This is a genomic window from Streptomyces sp. NBC_00876, assembly GCF_045207435.1.
Lineage (GTDB): Bacteria > Actinomycetota > Actinomycetes > Streptomycetales > Streptomycetaceae > Streptomyces.
In genome coordinates, this window is the sequence record NZ_CP108800.1 from 1,330,111 (window position 1) to 1,352,398 (window position 22,288).

A 22,288-nucleotide genomic window follows, 5' to 3' on the forward strand; every position below is an offset into this window, starting at 1 on the left:
CGGCCCGGCTGCCGGCCGGTGCCCGTGGACCGGGGGGTGGCCCGGGCACCGTACCGGCAGTTCGGGGGAACGGCCGGGGCCGGCTGTTCGGGCCCGGCCGTTCGGGGAGAGCGGCCGGGTCAGCCGTTCAGGCCCAGCAGATCGAGAGAGGGCCGGTGGATGATCTCCTCGACCGCGTCCGCGTCGAGCGGCGGCAGTCCGGGGATGCCGGGGATGCGGGCGATCTCCCGCAGCCCCTTCACCGAGTCGTCGACCGTCGTGAACGGGTAGTCGCTGCCGAACAGCACCTTGTGGAAGACCCCGTAGTCCTGGACCAGCCGGAGGCTGTGCCAGAGCTGGAAGGGCCGGTAGTGCAGGGCGCTGAGGTCGGCGTACACGTGCGGGTGCTTGCGGATGACCGCGATGCACTCGCCCTCGAAGGGGTGGCCGAGGTGCGCGAGGACCATCCGCAGTTCCGGGTGGCGGATGGCGACGGCGTCCAGGTGCCGGGGCATCGCCCATTCCAGCGGTGCGCTGGAGACGAACGTCGTTCCGGTGTGCACCAGGAGCGGCAGCCCGTTGCGTTCGGCGTACGCGTACAGCTCGTCGTACTCCTCGGCCGCCGGGTCGAAGCCCGCGTACATCGGCATCAGCTTGATGCCGCGCAGCCCCAGCTCCTGGTGGCCGTAGCGCAGTTCCTCCTGCCAGCCGGGCTGGGTGGGGTCGAGCGCCAGGTAGCCGATGAGCTGGTCGGGGTGTTCTCCGACGTACGCGGCGACGGCGGCGTCGTCGACCCACAGACCACTGCGCCGGGCCTTGCCGCCGACGACGATCGTGCGGGTGCCCTCGGGTGCGGTGGCCGCGTACTCCTCCCACTTGACCGTGAGGTCGACCTCTCCCGCGTGGGCGCGGGCGGAGTCGGACATGAACGGGTCGGTGAAGTCGTGGCTGTGCCGGAAGAGGTGCGAATGAACGTCGACGATCATGTACGGTTCCGCTTCTCCCAGCCGTCCGCGAACATGTTCCAGAAGCGGTGGCTGGGCGGGTGTTCCTCGAAGACCTCGTCGACGAGTTCGACGCCGAGTCCCGGGGCGGTCGGCAGGCCGATGCGGCCGTCCTTCATCGGGAGGGTGCCCTTCAGGGCGTCGAAGACGAACGGCTCCAGGAGCCCGTCGAAGGTCTCGAGGATCTTGAAGTTGGGGATTCCGAGCGCCGCGTGCACCGAGACGGTGGTGCAGAGCGGGGAGTTGGAGTTGTGCGGGGCCACGAGCATGCCGTGGGTGTCGGCGATCGCCGCGAGCTTGCGGACCTCGGTGAATCCGCCGGCCATGGAGAGGTCGGGCTGGATGATGTCGACGGCGTTCGTCGCGAAGAGCTGCTTGTACTCGTAGCGGTTGTGGAAGTGCTCACCGCCGGAGATGGGGAACGCGGCGCGCTGACGCAGTTCCGCGTACCGCTCGATGTGGGTCCAGGGCATCGGCTCCTCGAACCAGCCGATGTCGAAGGGCTCCAGCTCCCGCACGAGACGGGCCGCGGTCGGCATGGCGAACCGGGCGTGGCCCTCGATGAAGAGGTCGATGTCCGGTCCGATGGCCTCGCGGACGGCGGCCACGAGGTCGATGGAGCGGCGCAGTTCGGCCCGTTCCAGCTCGTGCAGTCCGGGGCCGAAGGGGTCGAACTTGAGGGCGGTGTAGCCCTTGGCCACGGTCTCCTTCGCCTTGGCGGCGAAGGTCTCGGGCTCGCGTTCGCCGGTGTACCAGCCGTTGGCGTAGACGCGGACGTCGTCGCGGCAGGCGCCGCCGGTCAGCCGGTACGCGGGAACTCCGAGCGCCTTGCCCATCAGGTCGTACATCGCCTGGTCGAGGCCCGACAGGACGATGCCGCCCATGTCGCCGCCGCGCAGGAAGTCGCCCTGGTAGACGCGGAGCCAGAGCTCCTCGATGTCGAAGGGGTCGGCGCCGATCAGGTGGCGCTGGGCCAGTGCCTCGGTGAGGGCGCAGACCTCGCTCACCCGGTACGGGTGGGTGATCTCGCCGATGCCGGTCAGGCCCTCGTCGGTGTGGACCCGGACATAGCCGAAGTCGCGCCAGGAGGTGCCGAGCATCAGGGTCTCGACGCGGGTGATCCGTCCGGCGGGGCCGGCGGGGCGGGTGCGGTTGACGGTCAGCATCAGCGGGTCGCTCCGCCCATGGTCGAGGTGTTCTCCAGGTCGCGGGCGCCACCGTCGGCGAGGACGGCCTTGACGGCTGCCTCGGTGCCCTCGATCAGGCGGTCCACGTCGGCATCGGTGTGCGCGTAGCTGATGTGGCTGCGCTTGAGGTTGAGCGGCAGCTCGAACAGGCCGTGGTCCAGGAGCTTGCGGCGGTAGCCGACGAACAGCGAGGCGTCGTTGGCCAGCAGGTCCGTATAGGTGCGGGGGGCCTCGCCCGGCATGAAGTAGCTGACGAAGACCGAGCCGTAGCCGGTGACGACGGCGGGGACGCCGAGGCGCTCGTACAGTCCGGTCAGTTCGGTGCGGACGCGGTCGCCGAGGCGGAAGACATGGTCGTGGACCGGTTCTTCGCGGAGCTTGCGCAGCGTGGCGAGGGCGGCGGCGACGACGGACGGGTGGCCGTTGTACGTGCCGGCGAAGAAGGCGGGGGCGCCGGGGCGGGTGGAGAAGAGGTCCATCAGGTCGGCGCGGCCGCCGATCGCGCCGACGGGGGCGCCGTTGGCGATGGCCTTGCCGAGGGTGGTGAGGTCGGGGGTGACACCGGAGATCTTCTGCCAGCCGCCGATGTCGTGGCGGAAGCCGGTGATGACCTCGTCGAAGATCAGGACGCTGCCGGCCTTCGTGGTCTCCTCGCGCAGCGTGGTGAGGAACTCCTGGTACGGCAGGAGCGCGCCGACGTTGTGCGGGACGGGCTCGACGATGACGGCGGCGATGTCGGAGCCGTGCTCGGCGAAGGTGCGGCGAACGGCCTCGCTGTCGTTGAACGGCAGGACGAGGGTGGCTTCGAGGACCTCGGGCAGGATGCCGGTCGAGATCGGGTCGTGGCCGCCGACCTTCGACGGGTCGGAGATGACGTTGAGGCTGACCGAGTCGTGCCAGCCGTGGTAGCAGCCCTGGAACTTGACGACCAGGCGGCGGCCGGTGGCGGCGCGGGAGACGCGCAGCGCGTGGAACGTGGCCTCGCTGCCGGTGCTGGTGAGCAGCACCTTCTCGATCGACGGGATCAGTTCGGTGAGCTGTTCGGCGAGGAGGACCTCGCCCTCGGTGACGCCGACTCCCATGTGGCCGAGGGTGGCGCCGGCCTCCGCGGTGGCGCGGGCCACGTCGGGGTCGTTGTGACCGAGCAGCGGCGGGCCGAACGCCGAGTGGAAGTCGGTGTACTCGCGTCCGTCGGCGGTACGGAACCGTGCGCCGTCGGTTCCGGTGACCACCAGGTCCGTCAGTCCGGGAACGCTGCGCTGACCGCTGTTCACGCCGCCGGGTACGACCTGGCGGGCGCGCTCGGCGAGTCGGGCTCCGGATTCGTTGCCTACCGGGCCTGAACTCATGGTGCTTGCTCCTTGCGTCGAGAGTCGTCGGTTTTCGCGGGCCCTGCCCGGCCCGTGAGTCCCTGGCGCCATCCGCCCGGCAGTCGCCGCAGGAAGGAGGTGATCCGTGGTTGCTCGGTGGTGCGTGGTTGCTCGGTGGTGCGTGGTTGCTCAGTCGTGCGTGGTTGCTCAGTCGTGCGTGGTGTTCGGTGATGCGTGGTGCTCGGTGGAGCGTTTCGCTTTTTCAGAACACTGTTCTGTAGAGCAGAACAGTGCCTGGATATTACGTCCGCCCCCAGGGCCGGTCAACCCCTTTGGGCGCCTTCAAGCCCCGCGCGTCGGGCACCCTTTGCCGCGGAAGCGGTCGACAGGCACTCGCGCCTCCCCTCAGGCACTAAGCTGTTCTGCTATGACGAACAGTGCTGCCCCAGAAGAGCCGAAGTACTGGGTCAAGAGCGTGGCGAGGGCAGCGGACATCCTCGAAGCGCTCGCCGCCCCCTCCCAGGGAAACGGCCTGAGCGTCACCGAGGTCGGCCAGGCGTGCTCCATCTCCAAGAGCGCCGCCTTCGGCATGCTCCAGACCCTGCGCGCCTACGGCCTCGTCTCGGACGACGGCGAGGGCATGAACCGCCGCTACCGGCTGGGCATGAGCCTGGCCCGGCTCGGTGACCGGGCCAGGTCCCAGGTCTCGCTGCGGGGGGTCGCCCATCCCGTCCTGCGCGACCTCACCCGCGCCACCGGCATGGCCTCCCGTCTCGCCGTGCCCGAGGACGGCCACGCGGTCGTGGTCGACCAGGTCGAGCTCGACCAGCGCGTCCGGCTCGATCTGCGGATGGGGCAGCGGGAACTCCCGCACTGCACGGGCCTGGGCAAGGCACTGCTCTCCGCCGTACCGCCGAGCGAGGCCGCCTCCGTCATCGAACGGTTCGGCCTGCCGCGGCGCACGTCCCGCACCATCACCGATCCGGCGACATTCCTGTCCCATCTGCGCGATATCGCCCGGGTCGGCTACGCGCTGGACGACGAGGAGGACGCCGAGGGCATCATCTGCATCGGCGCCCCGGTCTTCGACGACCGTTCGGTGTGCGCGGGGGCCGTCTCGATCACCGGCCTCAAGCTCGGTCTGCCGGCCTGGCGCTACCAGGAACTGGGCGGCCAGGTACGGGAGGCGGCCCGGCGGATCAGCGTCTCGCTGGGCTGGGCCGAGGACCCGGACGTCACCGCGCCGGAATCCGACACGACGGATTCCGACGGAATCAAGCCTTGACCGATCGCCTTAACCGGACGTATGTTCCCTGCCAACTGAGGTGACTTTCACCGGTCACCCCTGATTTACCCCTTCCGGTCCGCTTCCGACGCCTGCCCACCGCGTCGTGAACACCCGACGGCCGGACCCTTTTCAGCCATCCGCCTCATGGCAGTCCACCGCAGGAACGCTCCCTCCCTCGTCGCACTTCTCGGAAGGCGAAGTCCGCATGAGCGTTCCGCACCACACCCCTGTCGCGCCCGTTGTCCCGTCCTCCGCTTCGTCCCGCCGGAATCTGCTGCGGGCTTCGGGTCTGGCCGGTCTGGTCATGGCCGGTACGGCCGTGACCACGGGGTCCGCGCAGGCCGCACCCGCCCACACCGGTGACGTCCTGCACCTGGACACCGTCGCCGCCCTGCGCGCACTGAACACCAAACCCCTCACCGACGGCACCCAGGTCATCGTCGCCGGATACAACGCCCCCGGCGACGGCGGCACCATGGCCCTGCGCTGGAACAAGAAGTCCACCACCCCGCACAACGCCGGCACCGTCATCGCCCCCAACGGCACGCCCGGCACCGGACGCTGGCACCAGCTCCACACCGGAACCCTCGACTTCCGCACCTTCGGCCACTTCGACGCCGAAACCCCCGCCGACGCCGCACTCGACGCCATGATCAACGACCACAGCGTCCACCGCATCGAGGCCCACACCGACCTCCTCTTCACCAAACGCCACCTCTTCGACCGCTCCAACATCGAACTCGACTTCGGCGGCCACCACATCCGCACCGAGAACATCGAGAAGAACACCCACGACAACCCCTTCGGCGCCGTCCTCTCCTTCCGCGGCACCGTCACCGACACCACCGTCGAGCACAGCCTGAGCGCGGCGATGCCGGACCTGTCGGACCTGTTCGAGGTGGGTGACTCGTCGAAGTTCTCCGTCGGCCAGTGGTGGGCCGTGGAGATCAACGCCCTGGCGGGGAAGTACGAGAAGGAGATCCAGCGCCTCGTCCAGGTCACCGGCGTCGTCGACGCTTCGCACATCCGGGTCAACTACCAGATCGGCTGGGACCTGGCCGCCGGCCGCACCCTGACCTGGACCCGGATCGAGCCCGTCGAGCGCGCCCACGTCCGCAACATGGTCTTCGAGGGCTGGGGCGAGGACGAGATGACCGGCTCGCACCCGGTCGCCTACGAGTACGCGGTGCGCTGCGACGTCTCGGGCATCGAGGCCATCGGCACCTTCTGGCCGGTGGTGATGCGCCGCTGGTGCACGTACTACCGCACCGAGCAGTGCTCGCTCACCAACCCGAAGTCCGTCACGTACGGCGGCGCGGGCTATCTCACCCAGCAGATCTACTGTCTGTACGGGCACGTGGAGGACTGTCACACCTCCAACGCCCGCCATCTCAACGACTTCACGGCCTCCGCCTACTGCTACGTCACCAACTGCCACGGCGACGGTGACGACGAGGGCCCGTTCGTGACGCACGGCCAGTTCGAGCACGACCTCGTCTACACCGGCAACTCCGGCCTGATGACCTTCGCCAACTCGGGCGCGGCCTGGGGCGGCAGGGCCAAGCGGATCACCGTACGGCGCCACGCCTGTTCCTGGTTCGTCGCCCGCGTCAAGATCACCGATCTGACGCTCGAGGACGTCCTGGTCATCGGCAAGAAGTCGCTGGCGGGCTCGGGGATGCTCTGGGTCAACGCGGACGGTGTGCAGATGCGGGGCTGTACGGCGACGGGTCCGCTCATCGTCTCGCGGGCCTCCGACCTCTCCGCCCGCCCCAACGTCATCGCCGACTCCTCCTTCGCGTTCGCGGCGGGCGCGGAAGTCACCCAGGCCGGTGTCACCGTCCCGCTCACCCTCCAGCGCACCTCGCTGAAGGGCGTCGACGGCGCGGCGTTCAACGGCACCGGGCCGCTCGTCCTCGACCAGTGCACGCTCACCGGGTCCGAGGACACCGCCCCGGTCTCGCTCGCGCACAGCGACATCACCGTGCTCGGCGGCGAACTCCGCAACACCGGGCTGAAGCTGAACGCGGCGAAGGACCAGCGGCTGCGCATCGACGGCACGCGTCTGTCCGGCACCAACAAGGACGGCGCCCTGCTCGCCCGTACCGGCTCCGGCAGGACCGTCGACTGGCAGCTCACCGGCCTCGACTCGAGCGCGCCCGAGGGCACCGCCCATGTGCTGCTCACCGAGGGCACCAACCGCTACCGGGCCACCGGCTCCACGTTCACCGGCGGCCGCCTCGAACTGCGCCCCGCGGCGTTCTCCTCGTCCGCCGGCCATCTGCTGCACACCGGCTGCGTCGAGGACGGCACCGAGCGCACCGCGCTGCCGGACGAGGGCGCCCGCGTCGCCCACACCGCGGCCACGTTGCGCTTCTGACCACCCCCGCCCAATGAGCACCACCGAGCACCAGGGATTCCCCGTGTCCACGCATACCCCGATCACCGGCCGGCCCGTACGGGTCGCCCTCGTCGGCGCCGGCAACCGCGGTCTGACGTACGCCGAGTGGATCAAGGCGCACCCCGAGCGCGCCGAACTCGTCGCCGTCGCCGACCCGCGCCCCGCGGCGCGCGCCGCCGCCGGTGCGCCGGTCGAGTTCGACGACTGGCGGCCACTGGTCGACAGCCGCATCGCGGACGCCGTCATCGTCGCCACCCAGGACCGCTTCCATGTGGAGCCGGTGCTGGCCCTGGCCGAGGCCGGCTACGCGATCCTCGCCGAGAAGCCCCTGGCCCCGACGGAGGAGGAGACCCGGCGGATCGTCGAGGGGGTGGAGCGGGCCGGGGTCCTGTTCGCGGTGTGCCACGTCATGCGATACACCCCGTACACCGACCTGGTGAAGGAGGTCGTGGACTCCGGCGTCCTCGGGCAGCTGGTGTCGATCGACCATCTGGAGCCGGTCGGCTGGTGGCACTACGCCCACAGTTACGTACGCGGTCCCTGGCGCAGCGAGAAGGACTCCTCGCCGATGCTGCTCGCCAAGTCCTGTCACGACCTGGACTGGATCACGTACATCATGGGCGGCCGGATCGAGCAGGTCACCGGGTTCGGCGGGCTGAAGCACTTCAAGCCCGAGAACGCCCCTGCCGGGTCCGCGGACCGTTGCCTCGACTGTGCGGTCGAGCACGAATGCCCCTACAGCGCACTGAAGCTGTACATGCCGACGCTGCGCGAGAAGGGCGCGGTCTGGCCGGTCACCCATGTCACCGAGGCGACCGACGAGGCCGGTCTCGTGCAGGCGCTGCGCGAGGGCCCGTACGGGGTCTGCGCGTACCGCAGCGACAACGACGTGGTGGATCACCAGGTCCTCGCCATGCAGTTGTCGGACGGGGTGACCGCGACCTTCCAGATGGTGGCGTTCACCGAGCAGACCCACCGACAGACCCGGATCTTCGGCTCGCACGGCTGGCTCATCGGTGACGGTGAGCGGGTCACGGTGCAGGACTTCCGGACCGGTGAGTCCACCGTCCGTGAACTCGGCACGTCCGGTTCGAACGCGGCCGACGGGCACGGCGGCGGGGACGCCGCGCTCGTCGAGGCGTTCGTCACCGCCGTCGCCACCGGCGACTCCGGGGCCGTCCGCTCCGGCCCCGCCACCTCGCTGGGCAGTCATCTCGCGGCGTTCGCCGCCGAGCGTGCCCGGCACACCGGAACCGTCCAGACGGTCCCGGCGCAGTGACTCCCTCTCCCACCGCCCTCACGTCCTCGGAGGACCACCTCATGTCCCGTCTGCTCACCCGCCGTTCCAGAGTCCGTGCACTCGCCGCCCCCGTCCTGGTCACCGCGCTCACCGCCGGTGTGCTGGCCGGCTGTTCCAGCAGCGACGACGGCAACACCGTCACCATGTGGACCTACCCGGTCATCTTCGACGAGGCCAAGAACAAGGCGTACTGGGACGGCCTGGTCAAGGCCTTCGAGAAGGAGCACTCCGGCGTCAAGGTGAAGGTCGAGACCTTCCCGTGGGCCAACCGCGACACCGCGCTGGCCACCGCGATCGCCTCCGGCAAGGGCCCGGACGCGGTCTACCTGATCCCGGACCAGCTGCCGAAGTACGCCAAGAACATCGTCCCGGCCGACGAGTACATGCCGGCCGACGCCAAGTCCGACTACACGGACTTCGCACTGACCTCCGTCACGGTCGGCGGCAAGGCGCTCGCCACCCCGATCCTGACCAGCGCCAACCCGCTGATCTGCGACAAGCGCGTGTTCGACGCCATCGGCGAGAAGACGTACCCGACGACCTGGGCGGACCTGGACGCGCTGGCCCCGAAGCTGAAGAAGAAGGGCTACTACGCCACCAGCTACAGCGGGGACACCCAGCAGACGCTGAACATGACGTTCTACCCGCTGCTGTGGCAGGCCGGCGGCGACGTCTTCTCCGAGGACGGCAAGAACGTCACCTTCAACGACGCGGCCGGCGTCAAGGCGCTGACGTACCTGAAGAAGCTCGTCGACGGCGGCTACACCGACAAGGACCTGGTCACGACCACGCCCAAGCTGGAGCAGACCCCGGTCGCCAAGGGCAAGGTGGCCTGCACCTGGCAGAACACCCCGGCGGACGTGGAGCCGTTCTGGGGCAAGGAGAACATCGTCGTCCAGCCGCCGCTGAAGGACACCGAGTCGATCGGCTACGGCACCGTGGGCGCGCTGTCGATGCTCAAGGGCGCCGACAAGAAGAACACCGGTGACTGGCTGAACTTCGTCGCCGAGTCGAAGAACGCGGCCGGTCTACAGAAGGCCGCGGGCTACTTCCCGGCCCGTAAGTCCGGTGGCGACCTGTACCCGGACGACGCGCTCCAGACCGCCGTCGGCGCCACGCTGCCGAGCATGACCGTGGGCCCGCTCCAGGACAAGGCGCGTGAGGTCCAGGGCGTGCTCGCACCGGAGATCCAGGCGGCGCTGCTCGGCAAGAAGAGCCCGCAGGACGCACTGGACGCCGCGCAGAAGGCCGCACAGGCGATGCTCGGCCGCTGATCCGTCGCGGGGCCGGGGTCCGGCCGCATCCGGACCCCGGCCCCGCAACCCCCTGGGGCACTCCCCCAACCCCCCGCAATTCCCCCGTACCGCAAGGAGATCCCCGTGGCAGTCGTCGCGGAACCCACCCGCCGGGGCCGTCGCAGCGGGCCGCAGGCGCGCCGCGAGGCCCGGATCGGCCTGCTCTTCGTCCTCCCGTGTTTCCTGCTGTTCCTCGCCTTCCGGTTCGGTCCGGGCGTCGCCGGTGTGCTGATGAGCTTCACCGACTACTCCCTCACCGGCGGCGGCAGCTTCATCGGACTCGACAACTTCACCCGCCTGTGGGACGACCCGCTGTTCTGGCAGGCGCTGAAGGTCACCGTCCTCTACACGGTGCTCGCCGTGCCGGGCACGCTCATCGCGTCGGTGTCCCTGGCACTGATCACCCGCCGCGCGTTCCGCGGCGCCAAGTTCTTCCGCTCGGTGTTCTTCCTGCCGGTCGTCACCTCGCTGGTGCTGGCCGCGACCGTCTTCGTGTGGATCTTCTCGACCGGCGGCCCGTGGTCCACCCTGATGGGCTGGTTCGGGATGTCCGAGGGCTCCTGGCTCTCCGACGACGTGCTGGTGCTGCCCGCGCTCGCGATCGTCGGCGTCTGGTCCCGCTTCGGGTACGGGATGCTGATCCTGCTCGCCCGGATGCAGGACATCCCGCGGGAGCTGGAGGAGGCCGCGCTCACCGACGGGGCCGGCCCCTGGCAGCGGTTCCGGTACATCGTGCTGCCGCAGCTCAAGCCCGCCCTGTTCTTCCTCGCGGTGATCGAGACGACGGCCTCGTTCCAAGTCTTCGACGCCGTGTACACGATGACGGGCGGCGGCCCCGCCAACGCCAGTTACACGCTCGTCTTCCAGCTCTACGACGCGGGCTTCAAGTACTTCGACCTGGGTTACGCCTCCGCCATCGGGGTCGCGCTCTTCGTGCTGACCGTGGTGGTCGCGGTGATCCAGCGGCTCGTGATCGGGAAGGACCAGTGACCATGACCGCAGCACCCGCAGAGACGAAGACCCCGCCCGCCGGCCGGGCTCCCGCACCGCCGGACCGGGCCGCACGCCGGGCGGAACGCAGACTGCGCAAGCTCTCCGAGCAGGACACCGTCCCGTACGGCATGCGCCCCACCCGGACCGGAAAGATCGCACGCGGCGTGCTCCTGACGGTTGCCGCGCTCGTCACGGTCTTCCCGTTCTACGCGATGGTCGTGCTCTCCCTGAAGCCGTCCGCTGCGGTCGACTTCCCCGGAAGTCTGCTGCCGTGGCCGCTGACCGGCGAGGCGTACGACACCGTCATGGGCGCCCAGGACGTGCCGCGCTGGCTGCTGAACACGCTGATCTACTCGGTCGTCTCCGTCGTCGGCGTACTGCTGCTCGCCTCGCTGGCCGGATACGCCTTCGCCAAGAAGCGCTTCCCGGGCCGGGAGACGATGTTCTGGTCGTTCCTGTCGATGGTGATGGTCCCGTACCACGTCACGATGATCCCGACGTTCGCGATGATCGCGAAGCTGGGCGGCGTCGACACGTACTGGGGTCTGATCGTGCCGACCCTGGCGAACGCCCAGGCGGTGTTCCTGATGCGGCAGTTCATCCAGGGCCTGCCGGACGAACTCTTCGAGGCGGCCCGGCTGGACGGCTGCAACGAGTGGCAGATCTTCTACCGGATCGTGCTGCCGCTGCTGAAGCCGATCCTCGCCACGCTCGGCGTCTTCGTCTTCCTGTGGCACTGGAACGACTTCCTGTGGCCGCTGGTCATCGGCCAGTCCACCGACATGCGCACCCTCACCGTCGGCATCGCCTCGCTCCAGCAGCAGAACGTGCCGCTCAATGTGGTGCTCTCCGGCTCCGTCATCGCGTTCGTGCCCATCTTCGCCGCGTACATGGTGGGCCAGCGCTACTTCACCGAGGGCGTCACCGCGTCCGGAATCAAGGGATAGCCACACATGTTCACCGATGAGGCCGCACTCGAAGAGCGGCTCGCCACCCCCTCCCCCGCGCTCATCGCCGACCTCGGCCGCCTCGAAGGCGATCTGCTGGTGCTCGGCGCCGGCGGCAAGATGGGCCCCAGCCTGTGCCGGCTGGCCCGCCGGGCACTGGACGCCGCGGGCCGCACGGACGCGACCGTGTACGCGGTCTCCCGCTGGTCCGACAAGGCCGCCGCCGGGGAACTGGAGGCCGACGGGGTCCGTACCGTCGCCTTCGACCTGATGGACCCGGCCGGCGATCTGTCCGCACTGCCCGACGCCGGGAACATCGTCTTCATGGTGGGCGCCAAGTTCGGTTCCGCCGGGGCGCCTTCGCACGCCTGGGCGGTGAACGCCGCCATGCCGGACCGGGTGGCCCGGCGCTGGCCGGATGCGCGGATCGCCGCGTTCTCCACCGGCAACGTGTATCCGCTGGTGCCCGTCGCCTCCGGCGGCTGCACCGAGAGCGACCCGGTCGGCCCGGTCGGCGAGTACGCGATGTCGTGCCTGGGCCGCGAGCGCATCTTCGGCCACGCGGCGCTGACCCGGGGCACCAGGGTCGCCAACATCCGCCTCAACTACGCGGTCGACCTGCGCTACGGCGTCCTCGCCGACATCGCCTACCGCGTCCAGGCGGGCGAGCCCGTCGATGTGACGACCGGTCACGCCAACGTGGTGTGGCAGGGGTACGCCAACGAGGTCGCCCTGCGCTCCCTGCTGCACGCCACCGACGGCGAGGCGTTCACGCTCAACCTCACCGGCCCCGAGACCGCCTCGGTGCGCCGGATCGCCCAGTGGTTCGGCGAGGAGTTCGGCAAGGAGCCGGTCCTCGCCGGCGAGGAGGCGCCCACCGCGCTGCTCTCCGACGCGAGCCGCTGCCATGCTCTGTTCGGCTACCCGGATGTCGCGCTGCGCACCCTCGTCGAGTGGCAGGCCGACTGGCTGCGCCGCGGGCTGCCGCTGTCCGGCAAGCCCACCAAGTTCCAGGTACGTGACGGAAGGTTCTGATCCACTCCATGTCCACTCCCTCCGCCCTGTCCACACCCGCGCTGGAGCTGCTCGCCCGCGGCGCGGCGATCCCCGCCCATCCGCTCGCCCTGCACGCGGACGGCACCTTCGACGAGCGCCGGCAGCGCGCGCTGACCCGGTACTACCTCGCCTCGGGCGCGGGCGGCGCCGCCGTGGCCGTGCACACCACCCAGTTCGAGATCCGCGAGCGTGAGGTGGGCCTGTTCCGGCCGGTGCTGGAGCTCGCCGCCGAGACGATCGACGCCGAGGCCGGCCGCCCGTTCGTGAAGGTCGCCGGTGCCTGCGGCTACACCGCGCAGGCCGTCGCCGAGGCGGAGACCGCCGCCGCGCTCGGCTACGACGCGGTGCTGCTCAGCCCGGCCGTCCCCGGAGCCGACGAGAAGGGGCTGCTGGAGCGGGCGCGGGCGGTCGGCGAGGTGCTTCCGGTCATCGGCTTCTACCTCCAGGAGGCCGTGGGCGGGCGGTACCTGTCGCCCGCCTTCTGGTCGGCGTTCACCGACCTGCCGAACACCGCCGCCGTGAAGATCGCCCCGTTCGACCGCTACCGCACCGCCGATGTCATCCGGGCGGTGGCCGCCGCCGACCGGGCCGACGAGGTGGCGCTGTACACCGGCAACGACGACGACATCATCGGCGATCTGCTCACCCCGTACGAGACGGCCGCCGGCACCCCGCGCTGGTTCGCGGGCGGGCTGCTCGGCCAGTGGGCCGTCTGGACGAGCTCCGCCGTGACCCTGCTCGACGACATCCGCCTGGCCCGCGCCGGGGACCACGCGGCGATGGTCCGCTGCCTGGCCCGCCGCTCCGAGCTCACCGACGCCAACAGTGCGGTCTTCGACGTACGCGGCGCCTTCCGCGGCTGCATCGCCGGTGTGCACGAAGTGCTGCGCCGCCAGGGCCTGCTGGCGAACATCCGCTGCCTGGACCCGGCCGAGACCCTCTCCCCCGGACAGGCCGACGAGATCACCCGGGTGGCCGCGGCCTACCCTTGGCTGACCGATGACGCCTTCGTTGCGGAGCACCTCGATGCCTGGCTCTCCTGAATCCGACGACCGCTCCTCACGGGTCGTCGTCGCCGTACCACCGGGCCTGCGTGCCGAGTTCTTCACCGCCGAGGTGTGGCAGGAACTGGAGCGGGCGGCCGAACTCACCGTCGTCGACGAGCACTCGGACCGGGCGGCGGTCGCGGCGGCCCTGCCCGGCGCCCGTGCGCTGATCACCTCGTGGCGGGCGCCCAAGGTGGACGCGGAACTGCTGGCGCACGCGGACCGGCTGGAGCTGGTGGCGCACACCGGTTCGGCGGTCGCGCCCTATGTCACCGAGGACGTGTTCAGGCGCGGCATCCGGGTCACCCAGGCCGGTGACGAAATGGCCCGCCCGGTCGCCGAGGTGGCGCTCGCGTTCACGCTCTCGCTGCTCCACCGCATCCAGCGCTTCGACCACGCCCTGCACGCCGGGCTCGAGTGGGCGGCGGCGAGCGAGGCCCCGCCGCGCCACGAGATCCACGGCAGCGACATCGGCGTGATCGGCGCCTCCCGCACCGGACGCGCCTACATCCGGCTGGTGCGGGCGATGGGGGCGCGGGTGAGCGTCACCGACCCGTTCCTCTCCGAGGCCGAGGCCCGGGAGCTCGGCGTGACGTCCGTACCGCTGGAGACACTGCTCTCCCGCAGCCGGATCGTGGCCGTGCACGCCCCGGTCACCGAGGAGACCCACCGGATGATCGGCGCGGCGCAGCTGGCGCTGATGCCGGACGGGGCCGGCCTGGTGAACACGGCCCGGTCGTGGCTGGTCGACGAGGACGCGCTCCTGGCCGAACTGTCCACGGGCCGGCTGGACGCGGCGATCGACGTCTTCGACGCCGAGCCGCTGCCCGTGGACCACCCCTTCCGCGCGCTGGCGAACGTACTGTTCACCCCGCACCAGGCCGCGGGCAGCGTCGAATGCCGGCAGCGGCTGGGCACCAGCGCCGTCAACGAGGTGCTGAGGCTGCTCGCCGGGCGCCCGCCGGTCCACGCCGTCACCGCCGACGCCCTCACCCGCCTGCACTGACCTTCGCCGACTCCCCGAACCCCCTTACCCGTCAGGAGATCTCACCGTCATGCGACTGATGCGCATCGGCGAGCCGGGCCATGAGCGCCCGGTCGCCGTCTGCCCCGAGGGCCGCCACTACGACCTGTCCGGCATCACGGACGACATCGACGGCGCCTTCCTCGCCGCGCTGGCCGCCAATCCCCACCTGATCCCCGCCGAACCGACGCTCCCGGAGACCGACATCACGGGGCAGCGCATCGGCGCCCCGGTGGCCCGCCCCTCCGCTCTCCTGTGCATCGGGCAGAACTACGCGGCCCACGCCGCCGAGTCCGGTGCCGAGCCGCCGGAGCAGCCGATCCTCTTCTACAAGTCGCCGAACACCGTGGTCGGTCCGTACGACGACGTCCTCATCCCGCGCGGCTCGAAGAAGACCGACTGGGAGGTGGAGCTGGCCGTGGTGATCGGCCGCCGCGCCTCCTACCTGGACTCGCCCGCCGACGCCGCCGCCCACATCGCGGGCTACGCGGTCAGCAACGACGTCTCCGAACGCGCCTTCCAGCTGGAGGAGTCGGGCGGCCAGTGGTCCAAGGGCAAGAGCTGCGCCACCTTCAACCCGCTGGGCCCGGTGCTGGTCACGGCCGACGAGGTGGGCGACCCGCAGCAGCTGCGGCTGCGCAGCTTCGTCAACGGTGAGCCCCGGCAGGACTCGTCCACCGCCGACATGATCTTCAGCGTGGCGCATCTGGTGCACCATCTGTCGCAGTACCTGGTGCTTGAGCCCGGCGACATCATCAACACCGGTACGCCGCAGGGGGTGGCCCTGTCCGGCCGTTTCCCGTACCTGGGTCCGGACGATGTGATGGAGGTCGAGATCTCGGGCCTGGGCCGGCAGCGCAGCGTCTGCCGGCCCGCGTAACCCGTAAGAGGTCTCAGTCCTCCGGGAGTTCGACCGGGGCGATGTCGTCGAAGACGTCACCGGGGCCGGGGTTGGTCGCGTCGGTCGCACCGCCGAACTGGGTCATCACGCCCCAGACGGCGTTCAGCGCGGTCTGTACGGCCCCCTCGGCCCAGCCGGCCGTCCAGGAGATGTCGTCACCGGCGAGGAACAGGCCCCGCTTGTCGGCGGGCAGCCGGTCCTGCATGAAGTGGGTGAAAAGCCGCCGCTGGTAGCGGTAGTGGCCGGGCAGGTTGGCCTTGAACGCGCCCATGAAATAGGGCTCGTTCTCCCAGGAGACGGTCACCGGGTTGCCGGTGATGTGCCCCCGGATATCCACGTCGGGGTAGATCTCGCCGAGCGACTTCAGCATGACGTCCATGCGTTCGGTCGCGGAGAGCGGCAGCCACTTCAGGCTGTCGTCGCACCAGGTGTACGAGAGGCAGATGCTGGCCGGCCGGTCCGGTCCGTCGTCGAGCAGGTACGTGCCCCGCGTCATCCGGTCGGTCAGCGTCATCGACATGGCGTCGCGCCCGGTGGTCTCGTCCTTGTCCAGCCAGAACGGCCGGTCGACGGGGACGAACAGCTTGGACGACTCCATGTAGTGGGTGCGCTCCATCGCCGTCCAGTGGTCGATCGGGAAGAGCGCGTCGTCGCAGGCGATCTTGGAGAGCAGCAGCCAGGACTGTCCGGTGAAGACGGCGGCGCGGAAGGTGCGGATGTCGCCCGTGGCGTCGGTGACGGTGATCCGGTTGCCGGCCGTGCGGTGCAGCCGGGTGACGGCTCCGCGCGGCTCACCGCCGTGCAGCGAGGCCAGTGAGGTGCCGAGCGGCCAGTGGACGATCTTCTGGGGTTCGCGGTCCCACAGGCGCAGCGGAAGCTGCTGGCTGCCGCCGACGATGGAGCGGTGGTGGTCGTCCGCCTCGGTGTAGACGACGCGCAGGATCTCCAGGATGGAGTTGGGGAAGTCGGTGTCCCAGCCGCCGGTGCCGAAGCCGACCTGTCCGAAGATCTCGCGGTGCCGGAAGGACTTGAAGGCGTCGGAGTCGCAGAGGAAGCCGTAGAAGGTCTGGTTGTCGAGCTTCTCGACGAGGCGGGCCCAGATCTCCCGGATCCGCGGCACGTCGCGCTCGCGCATCGCCCGGTTCATGTCGGAGAAGTCCGCCCCCTCCTCCAGACAGGCGTTCCACGCGTCCATCACATCGCGGTAGACCTGCGGGAGGTCGTCGATGGTGGTGGCGTAGTGCGACTCGCCCTTCAGGTCGACGACGGTCGACGGGGTGACCGGGGAGAGCGGGTTGGGGAACGGCTTCGTCTCCAGCCCGACCAGGTCGATGTAGTGCTGGAGCGCCGTCGAGGACGGCGGGAAGCGCATCGCGCCCATCTCTGCGGTGAGGGGCTCGCCGTCCGTGGTGCAGCCGTCGAACTCGACGGTGCGCAGCCGTCCGCCGATGCGGTCCGCCTCGTAGACGACGGGCCTGAGCCCCATCTTCATCAGCTCGTAGGCGGTGACGATGCCGGAGAGCCCGCCGCCGATGACGGCGACCTCACTGCCGTGCTCGGTCGCCGGTATCTGTCCGAGTCCTGCCGGGTGCGCGAGGAAGTCGTCGTACGCGTAGGGGAAGTCCGGCCCGAACATGGTGATCGGCGGGGCTGCGTCGGTGTGCGGGACGGCCGGGGGCACCGTGGACGTCATGGGGTACGGACTCCTTGCGGGAACAGGCGGGTGAACGGTGAGGGGCGGCGGTCTCAGACGAGGGAGCCGTACAGACCGGGGCGGCGGTCGCGGAGATACGGGTTGCCGGCCCGGGACGTGGCCAGCAGGCCGGGGTCGACCTCACCGATGACGAGTTCCTCGCCGCGCCCGGCGCGGGTGCGGACCGTGCCGTCGGGAGCGGCCAGGCAGCTCAGACCGACGAACTCGAACGCGTCCTCCGTGCCGGTCCGGTTGACGTAGGCGACGTACAGCTGGTTCTCGAAGGCGCGGACCGGGACGAGGGACTCGGCGACGAACGGGAAGGGGTGCATGAGCGCGGTCGGGACCAGCAGCAGATCGGTGCCGGCGAGTGCGTGCGCCCGTACGTTCTCCGGGAACTCGACGTCGTAGCAGATCAGCAGCCCGACGCGGATGCCGTCGAGCTCGGCCTGGACGACGGGCCGGTCACCGGGGGTGAACCACCGCTCCTCGAACTCACCGAAGAGGTGGGTCTTGCGGTAGTTGGCCAGGGAGGTCCCGTCGGGCCCGATGAGCTGCGCGGCGTTGTACAGGGTCTCGCCGTCGCGCTCCGGGTAGCCGTAGTGGACGGCGATCCCGTGCCGTGCGGCGATGCCGGCGACAGCACGGGCGGCGGGCCCGTCGGCGGCCTCGGCCAGCCGGGGCACGTCGCCGCCGATCGCGTACCCGGTCAGGAACATCTCGGGGCAGATCAGCAGCCGGGCGCCGTCCGCGGCGGCCCGCCGCGCGGCGTCGTCGAGCAGGTCGAGACTGCCGGCCACCGACCCCGGGGTTCCGGAGCTCTGGAGCAGGGCGGTGCGCAACGGCGGCATGGCTGACCTCGGACGATACGGGCGGGGCGGGGAGACGTATCGACGGTACGTTCCGCGATTCCCCCCGGACAAGGCGCGAGCGTTGCGCACCGACCGTCGATCCGTTGCGCGGGATCGGGGGTGGGCAGCGATTCATTGCACGCGGTGGCAGAATCCAGCCCGTCCGGTGTTCGAGGACGCAACCGTTGCCGGGGCACCCGGCCGCCTGTGCGTGGACCGGCCGACGCACAGGCCCCGCTGCCCGGACTGCCGCACCGCTATCCCGGCGACCCCGACGAGTAGCGCCGCAGCAGCGGCGAGAGCACCAGCACGGACTTGGTCCGCTCGACATACGGCTCGCCCGCGATCCGCTCCAGCACCTGCTCGAAGTGGCGCATGTCCGCCGCGAACACCTGGACCAGCGCATCCGCGTCCCCGGTCACCGTGGACGCCGAGGCGACCTCGGGATACCGGGCGAGGCCCTGCTTGATCGACTCCGGTGAGGTGTTGCGGCTGCAGTAGATCTCGATGTAGCCCTCGGTCTCCCAGCCGAGCGCCGCCGGATCCACCCGCACGGTGAACCCCGTGATCGCCCCCTCGGCGCGCAGCCGGTCCACCCGGCGTTTCACCGCGGGTGCGGACAGCCCGATGATCGACCCGATATCGGCGTAGGAGCGGCGGGCATCTTCGGCGAGGGCGTGGACGATGCGTTCGTCGAGGTCGTTCAGTCGCACGTCGTACGGATCACTTCTCTGCGATGGCGAGGCCCGGGTTCGAGGCAGGGCACGGCTGTTCCGGGGGCGGCCGTGCCGCCCCCGGAAGTAGACCATGGGCCCGCCCCGCAGGGCGTGCTCACCGCAGGTGGCGCCGGGTCAGAACGGGAACTGCGAGCGCCCGTGCTGCACGGAGATCCACTTCTGGGTGGTGAAGGCCTCCAGCATCGAGTCGCCGTTCAGCCGTCCGAGCCCGGAGTTCTTCTCGCCGCCGAAGGGGACGATGGGCTCGTCGTGGACCGTGCCGTCATTGATGTGGATCATGCCCGTGCGGATGCGCTGCCCGATGCGGACACCGCGCTCGATGTTGCCGGTGTGCACGGCGCCGCTCAGCCCGTACGGGGTGTCATTGGCGATCCGGACCGCCTCGTCCTCGCCGTCGAAGGGCACGAGGAGGGCGACCGGGCCGAAGATCTCCTGGGAGAGCACCGGGGAATCGGCCGGCAGCCCGGTGAGTACGGAGGGGCTGACGAGGTTCCCGTCGGCGCGTCCGTGCAGCAGCGCGGTCGCACCGGCCTCGACGGTCTGGTCGACGAGGGTGGAGATGGCCTCGGCCTGGGTCGAGTTGATCAGCGGGCCGATCTGGGTCGCCGGGTCGGCCGGGTCGCCCACGCGCAGCGAGGCGACCTTGGCGACGAACTTCTCGGTGAACTCCTGCTCCACCGCGCGGTCGACGAGGATCCGGTTGGCCGCCATGCAGACCTGTCCCTGGTGCACGTACCGGCTGAAGACAGCCGCGTCGACGGCGTAGTCGACATCGGCGTCGTCGAGCACGATGAGCGCGCTGTTGCCGCCGAGTTCGAGCACGGAGCGCTTGAGGTTCGCCGCGCACACCGTCGCGACGTGGCGTCCCACCTTGTCGGAGCCGGTGAAGGAGATGACCTGCGGGACCGGGTGCTCCAGCAGCGCGTCACCGATCTCCGCGATGTCGGTGACGACGACGTTCAGCAGGCCCGCCGGCAGCCCTGCGTCCTCGAACACCTTGGCCACCAGGGTGCCGCCGCAGACCGGGGTGTTCTGGTGCGGCTTGAGCACCACGGCGTTGCCCAGCGCCAGGGCCGGCGCCACGGACTTCAGGGACAGCAGGAAGGGGAAGTTGAAGGGGCTGATGACGCCGACCACGCCGACCGGCACCCGGTAGACCCGGTTCTCCTTGCCCGGGGTCGGCGAGGGCAGGATCTGCCCGGTGGAGCGCAGCGCGAGCTGGATCGCCTCGCGCAGGAACTCCTTCGCCAGGTGCAGCTCGAAGGCCGCCTTCAGCCGCGTGCCGCCGAGCTCGGCGACGATCGCGTCACCGATCTCGTCCTCGCGGTCCTCGACGATCCGCAGCGCCTTCTCCAGTACGGCCCGCCGGGCGTACGGGTTGGTGTCGGCCCACGCCTGCTGAGCGGTCTCGGCCGCACGGTAGGCCTGGTCCACCTCGTCGGCGGTGGCGACCGTGATGGAAGCGAGCTGCTCGCCGTTGAACGGGTTGAAGTCGATGATGTCCCACGACCCCTTGCCCGGCCTCCACTCGCCGTCGATGTACTGATGGGCCAGGTCAGTGAAGAAGGACATGAGATCCCTTACCGCAGAGTGGCGGGCAGTTGACGGGGATTCATATTACTTATTTTCCAACCCGGTTGGAATGAATCCCAGCCCCGCCCAGGCGCCGTTTCCGGCCACATCGCGGGCCTGCCGGCCTCCGGAAAACACCGGTGCCCCTCCCGGCGTGAACAGCCGGAAGGGGCACGGTCGGTGCGGGAGTGCCCGATCAGCTCCAGCTGGCGTGCAGCGGCTTGCCCTCCGCGTAACCGGCGGCGCTCTGCACGCCGACGACCGCCTTCTCGGCGAACTCCGCGAGGGAGGCCGCACCGGCGTAGGTGCAGGAGGAGCGGACGCCCGCGATGATCGAGTCGACCAGGTCCTCGACACCGGGACGGGCCGGGTCCAGGAACATCCGCGACGTGGAGATGCCCTCCTCGAAGAGCGCCTTGCGGGCCCGGTCGTACGCCGACTCGTCGGACGTGCGGTTCTTCACGGCGCGCGCGGAGGCCATACCGAAGGACTCCTTGTAGAAGCGGCCGTCGGCGGACTGCTGGAGGTCGCCCGGGGACTCGTACGTCCCGGCGAACCAGGAGCCGATCATCACGTTGGACGCGCCCGCGGCGAGCGCCATGGCGACATCGCGCGGGTGCCGGACGCCGCCGTCGGCCCAGACGTGCTTGCCGTACTTCTTCGCCTCGGCGGCGCACTCCAGGACGGCGGAGAACTGCGGGCGGCCCACGCCGGTCATCATCCGGGTGGTGCACATGGCCCCGGGACCGACGCCGACCTTGATGATGTCCGCGCCGGCCTCGATGAGGTCGCGCACCCCTTCGGCGGCGACGATGTTGCCCGCCACGATCGGCACGTGCGGGTCGAGTGCCCGGACCGCGCGCACCGCGCTGATCATGGACTCCTGGTGGCCGTGCGCGGTGTCGACGACCAGGGTGTCGGCGCCCGCGTCGAGAAGCTGCTTGGCCTTGCCCGCGACATCGCCGTTGATGCCGACGGCGGCCGCGATCCGCAGCCTGCCCGCCCCGTCGGTCGCCGGGGTGTAGAGGGTGGCGCGCAGTGCGGCCTTCCGGGTGAGGATGCCGACGAGCCGGCCGTCCGCGTCGACCGCGGGGGCGAGCTTGCGGTTGGCGCCGTCGAGCTTGTTGAACGCGTCGCGCGGGTCGATGTCCGCGTCGAGCAGCACCAGGTCCTTGGACATGACCTCGGAGAGCTGGGTGAAGCGGTCCACGCCGGTCAGGTCGTGGTCGGTGACCACGCCGACGGGGCGGCGCTCGCCGTCGACGACGACCCCGGCGCCGTGCGCGCGCTTGGGCAGCAGGGACAGGGCATCGGCGACCGTCTGGCCCGGGGACAGCTCGATGGGGGTGTCGAGCACGAGGTGGCGCGTCTTCACCCAGGTGATGACGTCGGTGACGACCTCGATCGGAATGTCCTGCGGGATGACGACGAGCCCGCCGCGACGGGCGACCGTTTCGGCCATCCGGCGGCCCGCGATGGCGGTCATGTTCGCGACGACGAGCGGAATGGTGGTGCCTGTTCCGTCGGGCGAGGACAGGTCCACACCTTGGCGGGATCCGACCGCCGACCTGCCCGGAACCATGAAGACATCGTCGTACGTGAGGTCGTACGGGACCGAGGGGGACTCTGTGTATCGACCGGTGCCGGGCTCAAGAAAACGCATAACACTCATTTTTTCACACGAAATGGCGCAGGTCGTTTCCA

The 22,288-nt window shown here is 70.2% G+C and carries 18 protein-coding genes; 10 read left to right on the forward strand and 8 right to left on the reverse strand.

The genetic code is table 11. The features are described 5' to 3' along the window. Window positions 1-119: 119 nt before the first annotated feature. From OG782_RS05735 to OG782_RS05745, 3 genes are read right to left on the reverse strand one after another with little or no spacing between them, the layout of a single operon-like run. Window positions 120-965: an amidohydrolase family protein gene (locus OG782_RS05735; RefSeq protein ID WP_406448308.1), complete on the reverse strand. Its 846-nt coding sequence runs from the start codon at window positions 963-965 to the stop codon at window positions 120-122. Further along, window positions 962-2,149 (reverse strand): mandelate racemase/muconate lactonizing enzyme family protein, encoded by a 1,188-nt coding sequence (locus OG782_RS05740; protein ID WP_406448309.1) that lies wholly within the window; start codon window positions 2,147-2,149, stop codon window positions 962-964. Before OG782_RS05740 ends, OG782_RS05735 begins: the two co-directional genes overlap by 4 nt. Beyond that, the gene (locus OG782_RS05745) at window positions 2,149-3,519 is read right to left on the reverse strand and encodes an aspartate aminotransferase family protein (RefSeq protein ID WP_406448310.1); all 1,371 of its coding nucleotides are present in this window, start codon (window positions 3,517-3,519) and stop codon (window positions 2,149-2,151) included. Before OG782_RS05745 ends, OG782_RS05740 begins: the two co-directional genes overlap by 1 nt. Before the next feature lie 388 nt (window positions 3,520-3,907). Between OG782_RS05745 and OG782_RS05750 the strand changes: the two genes are divergently transcribed. From OG782_RS05750 to OG782_RS05795, 10 genes are all read left to right on the forward strand, one after another. Further along, window positions 3,908-4,765: an IclR family transcriptional regulator gene (locus OG782_RS05750; RefSeq protein ID WP_406448311.1), complete on the forward strand. Its 858-nt coding sequence runs from the start codon at window positions 3,908-3,910 to the stop codon at window positions 4,763-4,765. A 208-nt stretch (window positions 4,766-4,973) separates the two neighbouring features. Then, the gene (locus OG782_RS05755) at window positions 4,974-7,148 is read left to right on the forward strand and encodes a peptidase C14 (RefSeq protein ID WP_406448312.1); all 2,175 of its coding nucleotides are present in this window, start codon (window positions 4,974-4,976) and stop codon (window positions 7,146-7,148) included. Between the two features lie 43 nt (window positions 7,149-7,191). Next, window positions 7,192-8,448, forward strand: coding sequence for a Gfo/Idh/MocA family protein (locus tag OG782_RS05760; RefSeq protein ID WP_406448313.1), 1,257 nt, complete (start codon window positions 7,192-7,194; stop codon window positions 8,446-8,448). 41 nt (window positions 8,449-8,489) lie between these two features. Continuing rightward, window positions 8,490-9,743, forward strand: coding sequence for an extracellular solute-binding protein (locus tag OG782_RS05765; protein ID WP_406448314.1), 1,254 nt, complete (start codon window positions 8,490-8,492; stop codon window positions 9,741-9,743). Between the two features lie 105 nt (window positions 9,744-9,848). Continuing rightward, window positions 9,849-10,754 carry a sugar ABC transporter permease gene (locus OG782_RS05770; RefSeq protein ID WP_326668918.1) on the forward strand — a complete coding sequence of 302 codons (906 nt, stop codon included), beginning with the start codon at window positions 9,849-9,851 and terminating at the stop codon, window positions 10,752-10,754. Window positions 10,755-10,756: 2 nt separating this feature from the next. Continuing rightward, the gene (locus tag OG782_RS05775; RefSeq protein WP_406448315.1) at window positions 10,757-11,704 is read left to right on the forward strand and encodes a carbohydrate ABC transporter permease; all 948 of its coding nucleotides are present in this window, start codon (window positions 10,757-10,759) and stop codon (window positions 11,702-11,704) included. A 6-nt stretch (window positions 11,705-11,710) separates the two neighbouring features. Next, on the forward strand, window positions 11,711-12,739 hold the full coding sequence (locus OG782_RS05780; RefSeq protein WP_406448316.1) for an NAD-dependent epimerase/dehydratase family protein: 1,029 nt from the start codon (window positions 11,711-11,713) through the stop codon (window positions 12,737-12,739). Window positions 12,740-12,747: 8 nt separating this feature from the next. Further along, window positions 12,748-13,803 (forward strand): dihydrodipicolinate synthase family protein, encoded by a 1,056-nt coding sequence (locus tag OG782_RS05785; RefSeq protein ID WP_406448317.1) that lies wholly within the window; start codon window positions 12,748-12,750, stop codon window positions 13,801-13,803. After that, a complete protein-coding gene (locus tag OG782_RS05790; protein ID WP_406448318.1) occupies window positions 13,787-14,812 on the forward strand; it encodes a hydroxyacid dehydrogenase in 1,026 nt (341 codons plus the stop codon). The genes OG782_RS05785 and OG782_RS05790 overlap by 17 nt, the downstream gene beginning before the upstream one ends. A gap of 49 nt (window positions 14,813-14,861) precedes the next feature. After that, window positions 14,862-15,710, forward strand: a complete 849-nt coding sequence (locus OG782_RS05795) for a fumarylacetoacetate hydrolase family protein (RefSeq protein ID WP_406448319.1) — start codon at window positions 14,862-14,864, stop codon at window positions 15,708-15,710. Between the two features lie 13 nt (window positions 15,711-15,723). Here OG782_RS05795 and OG782_RS05800 read toward each other — a convergent pair whose 3' ends face one another. The 5 genes from OG782_RS05800 to OG782_RS05820 form a co-directional block, all read right to left on the reverse strand. After that, complete coding sequence (locus tag OG782_RS05800; protein WP_406448320.1) at window positions 15,724-17,424, reverse strand: flavin monoamine oxidase family protein; 1,701 nt, start codon at window positions 17,422-17,424, stop codon at window positions 15,724-15,726. A gap of 53 nt (window positions 17,425-17,477) precedes the next feature. Next, window positions 17,478-18,275: a carbon-nitrogen hydrolase family protein gene (locus OG782_RS05805; protein WP_406448321.1), complete on the reverse strand. Its 798-nt coding sequence runs from the start codon at window positions 18,273-18,275 to the stop codon at window positions 17,478-17,480. A 257-nt stretch (window positions 18,276-18,532) separates the two neighbouring features. Then, window positions 18,533-18,988 (reverse strand): Lrp/AsnC family transcriptional regulator, encoded by a 456-nt coding sequence (locus OG782_RS05810; RefSeq protein ID WP_018103925.1) that lies wholly within the window; start codon window positions 18,986-18,988, stop codon window positions 18,533-18,535. A 138-nt stretch (window positions 18,989-19,126) separates the two neighbouring features. Beyond that, window positions 19,127-20,584, reverse strand: coding sequence for an aldehyde dehydrogenase family protein (locus tag OG782_RS05815; protein ID WP_406448322.1), 1,458 nt, complete (start codon window positions 20,582-20,584; stop codon window positions 19,127-19,129). A gap of 196 nt (window positions 20,585-20,780) precedes the next feature. Next, on the reverse strand, window positions 20,781-22,247 hold the full coding sequence (locus tag OG782_RS05820; RefSeq protein WP_406448323.1) for a GuaB1 family IMP dehydrogenase-related protein: 1,467 nt from the start codon (window positions 22,245-22,247) through the stop codon (window positions 20,781-20,783). Window positions 22,248-22,288: the final 41 nt, after the last annotated feature.

Excerpts from the sequence above, each read along its gene's own strand:
- OG782_RS05740 (WP_406448309.1), bottom strand. The coding sequence starts at position 2,149 with ATGCTGACCGTCAACCGCACCCGCCCCGCCGGCCCCGCCGGACGGATC.
- OG782_RS05815 (WP_406448322.1), bottom strand. The coding sequence starts at position 20,584 with ATGTCCTTCTTCACTGACCTGGCCCATCAGTACATCGACGGCGAGTGG.
- OG782_RS05765 (WP_406448314.1), top strand. The coding sequence starts at position 8,490 with ATGTCCCGTCTGCTCACCCGCCGTTCCAGAGTCCGTGCACTCGCCGCC.
- OG782_RS05780 (WP_406448316.1), top strand. The coding sequence starts at position 11,711 with ATGTTCACCGATGAGGCCGCACTCGAAGAGCGGCTCGCCACCCCCTCC.
- OG782_RS05785 (WP_406448317.1), top strand. The coding sequence starts at position 12,748 with ATGTCCACTCCCTCCGCCCTGTCCACACCCGCGCTGGAGCTGCTCGCC.
- OG782_RS05775 (WP_406448315.1), top strand. The coding sequence starts at position 10,757 with ATGACCGCAGCACCCGCAGAGACGAAGACCCCGCCCGCCGGCCGGGCT.
- OG782_RS05805 (WP_406448321.1), bottom strand. The coding sequence starts at position 18,275 with ATGCCGCCGTTGCGCACCGCCCTGCTCCAGAGCTCCGGAACCCCGGGG.
- OG782_RS05750 (WP_406448311.1), top strand. The coding sequence starts at position 3,908 with ATGACGAACAGTGCTGCCCCAGAAGAGCCGAAGTACTGGGTCAAGAGC.
- OG782_RS05745 (WP_406448310.1), bottom strand. The coding sequence starts at position 3,519 with ATGAGTTCAGGCCCGGTAGGCAACGAATCCGGAGCCCGACTCGCCGAG.
- OG782_RS05755 (WP_406448312.1), top strand. The coding sequence starts at position 4,974 with ATGAGCGTTCCGCACCACACCCCTGTCGCGCCCGTTGTCCCGTCCTCC.
- OG782_RS05820 (WP_406448323.1), bottom strand. The coding sequence starts at position 22,247 with ATGCGTTTTCTTGAGCCCGGCACCGGTCGATACACAGAGTCCCCCTCG.
- OG782_RS05790 (WP_406448318.1), top strand. The coding sequence starts at position 13,787 with ATGCCTGGCTCTCCTGAATCCGACGACCGCTCCTCACGGGTCGTCGTC.
- OG782_RS05800 (WP_406448320.1), bottom strand. The coding sequence starts at position 17,424 with ATGACGTCCACGGTGCCCCCGGCCGTCCCGCACACCGACGCAGCCCCG.
- OG782_RS05735 (WP_406448308.1), bottom strand. The coding sequence starts at position 965 with ATGATCGTCGACGTTCATTCGCACCTCTTCCGGCACAGCCACGACTTC.
- OG782_RS05795 (WP_406448319.1), top strand. The coding sequence starts at position 14,862 with ATGCGACTGATGCGCATCGGCGAGCCGGGCCATGAGCGCCCGGTCGCC.